Here is a 1915-nt window from a genome sequence, read left to right as displayed (position 1 = left end):
TTTAGCCAACCAAAGTTTTACGAACTATAACGATGTTGTCGAGAAGGTATGTAGAGCATGGAATGGCTTCTTGGAAAGCGCAGATAGGGTGCAAACGATGTGCAAAAGGGAGTGGATTAACCTGACCAGTTAATTTTCCAGATTGGTATTACTTGTTATTGAAAGTAACCCGTACACAGCAAGAGCATGACAAGCGTATTTTGAAATTAGAATGGGAGAAAGAAAATGGCTAAAACAGGTTTAAAAGCTAACGGCACACTCAAGAAAGGTTACCGCTTTGCAAAAGGCTGTCGAGTGGTGAAAGCCAAGAACGCGACAACCAAACGAAAAACACGTCGAAAGCGTAAATAAGTTTGGTTGTGTATTTTTACTGTAATAGCATCGTGGTTTCATGAAACCACGATGCTATTTTGGTAAGAACGTATCTCGTCAAGTGATAACACACTCTACTTCTTATCAGGACTGAGAGAAGTCATTGCATTAAAAGGTTGTTGGTATTTTTCTAAACGTGACAATCTTAGTAATTCGCTCGGATTCAGCTTGTTTAAGATCTTAAGAGCATCATCATCAAGCTTTCCATATTGTTGTAGCTTTATGTAGTCATTTAATGCGTTATCTTCGCCGATGACAGCCAACTCAAACATAGCTTGGACATAACGACTTTCTTCTACTTGAGCACAACGTTTATCAGCTTTACCCGCGAGAACAAATAAAACGATTCTCTGTGTTTGGTTGGAAAGGGATTTGAGCCATTCATCCGTAATTTCAATTGTTCTTAAATCTCCCAATATAGAACACTGCTCAAGTTTTTCATTAAGCGATTCATAAGCCTTTGTATATTCGAACTGTAAGGCTTTAGTTGTCATTGTTTCGAAATTAGCATTAGCACTCAACGAAGCGAATAGCAGCACTAAAGCAAGATTAAAGCGAATTATAAACACATGTCCAAAACTCATAGTCTTTTCCTGTTGCTGTTAAAGATTCACGATGCGCTATTTTTTCTAAAGCCTCTCGTTTAATTTTGGGGATGGCCATCATGGCCTCATTAAATGTGCGCCACTCATAAGTCGATGCGTTCCATCCAGCAGCAGTAATAGCTACGCCAGTATAGGATTTTCGCCCTGCAAATATGTGATAGAAAGGGATAAGGGGGATAATCTTATCCAAATAGCCCGCCATCTCAATTACATCATTCATATCTCGGATTGCCCGCATAGTGCGCTGAGAAGGCTTAAAACCCTTGATATTACAAAAGTTTCCTTTCATTTGTGCTGGCATAAAAACCTCAATTATAGGGAATTCTAACGAGGTCGTTATAACATGATAACGAACAATCTAATTATGTGTGTATTTGAATAATGAATGCAGATCACTCAGGGGCAAATTATTACTCACAATGAAAGAACCCAGAAATAGAAAAAGCCCAGTCAAACGACTGGGCTTTTTATTTGCATAAAAATGCAATTGAAGATGGCAGGGGTGGAGAGATTCGAACTCCCAACACGCGGATTTGGAATCCGCTGCTCTGCCAATTGGAGCTACACCCCTGTAGAATCTTTTCAGATTTTAGATTCGAAAAAACCTCGCTATTAGCGAGGTTTTCGAAATAAGTGGCGGAGCGGACGGGACTCGAACCCGCGACCCCCGGCGTGACAGGCCGGTATTCTAACCAACTGAACTACCGCTCCGCACTGGTTAGACTCTAAGTCTAAGTTTTTGCCTTTAGACTTTCCCTTAATAAAAAGGTCTAAAATCTAAAAACGAAATTAAAGCCTGGCGATGTCCTACTCTCACATGGGGAAACCCCACACTACCATCGGCGCTAATTCGTTTCACTTCTGAGTTCGGAATGGAAATCAGGTGGGTCCAAATCGCTATGGTCGCCAAGCAAATTCTTTAATCTGGAAAGCTGTTA

At 40.6% G+C, this 1915-nt stretch carries 3 protein-coding genes, 2 tRNA genes and 1 rRNA gene; 1 reads left to right on the top strand and 5 read right to left on the bottom strand.

The window, feature by feature from the left end:
- The first annotated feature begins 225 nt into the window (after positions 1-225).
- Positions 226-351, top strand: a complete 126-nt coding sequence (locus tag QTN95_RS20450; protein WP_331418819.1) for a hypothetical protein — start codon at positions 226-228, stop codon at positions 349-351.
- A 95-nt stretch (positions 352-446) separates the two neighbouring features.
- Here QTN95_RS20450 and QTN95_RS20445 read toward each other — a convergent pair whose 3' ends face one another.
- The 5 genes from QTN95_RS20445 to rrf form a co-directional block, all read right to left on the bottom strand.
- Positions 447-956: a hypothetical protein gene (locus QTN95_RS20445; RefSeq protein ID WP_331418818.1), complete on the bottom strand. Its 510-nt coding sequence runs from the start codon at positions 954-956 to the stop codon at positions 447-449.
- Positions 922-1278 carry a hypothetical protein gene (locus tag QTN95_RS20440; RefSeq protein WP_331418817.1) on the bottom strand — a complete coding sequence of 119 codons (357 nt, stop codon included), beginning with the start codon at positions 1276-1278 and terminating at the stop codon, positions 922-924. The genes QTN95_RS20445 and QTN95_RS20440 overlap by 35 nt, the downstream gene beginning before the upstream one ends.
- A gap of 193 nt (positions 1279-1471) precedes the next feature.
- Positions 1472-1548: transfer RNA gene (locus tag QTN95_RS20435), tRNA-Trp, on the bottom strand.
- Positions 1549-1611: 63 nt separating this feature from the next.
- Positions 1612-1688, bottom strand: a tRNA-Asp gene (locus QTN95_RS20430).
- A gap of 83 nt (positions 1689-1771) precedes the next feature.
- Positions 1772-1888 (bottom strand): 5S ribosomal RNA (gene rrf / locus QTN95_RS20425).
- Positions 1889-1915: the final 27 nt, after the last annotated feature.

Source organism: Vibrio sp. M260112, assembly GCF_036533775.1.
Classification (GTDB): domain Bacteria; phylum Pseudomonadota; class Gammaproteobacteria; order Enterobacterales; family Vibrionaceae; genus Vibrio.
Note: the sequence above shows the minus strand (reverse complement) of the source record. Positions and strands in the feature narration are given on the sequence as shown.

Bases quoted from the DNA above. Each gene is read 5' to 3' on its own strand.
- QTN95_RS20450 (WP_331418819.1), top strand. From the start codon at position 226: ATGGCTAAAACAGGTTTAAAAGCTAACGGCACACTCAAGAAAGGTTAC.
- QTN95_RS20445 (WP_331418818.1), bottom strand. From the start codon at position 956: ATGAGTTTTGGACATGTGTTTATAATTCGCTTTAATCTTGCTTTAGTG.
- QTN95_RS20440 (WP_331418817.1), bottom strand. From the start codon at position 1,278: ATGCCAGCACAAATGAAAGGAAACTTTTGTAATATCAAGGGTTTTAAG.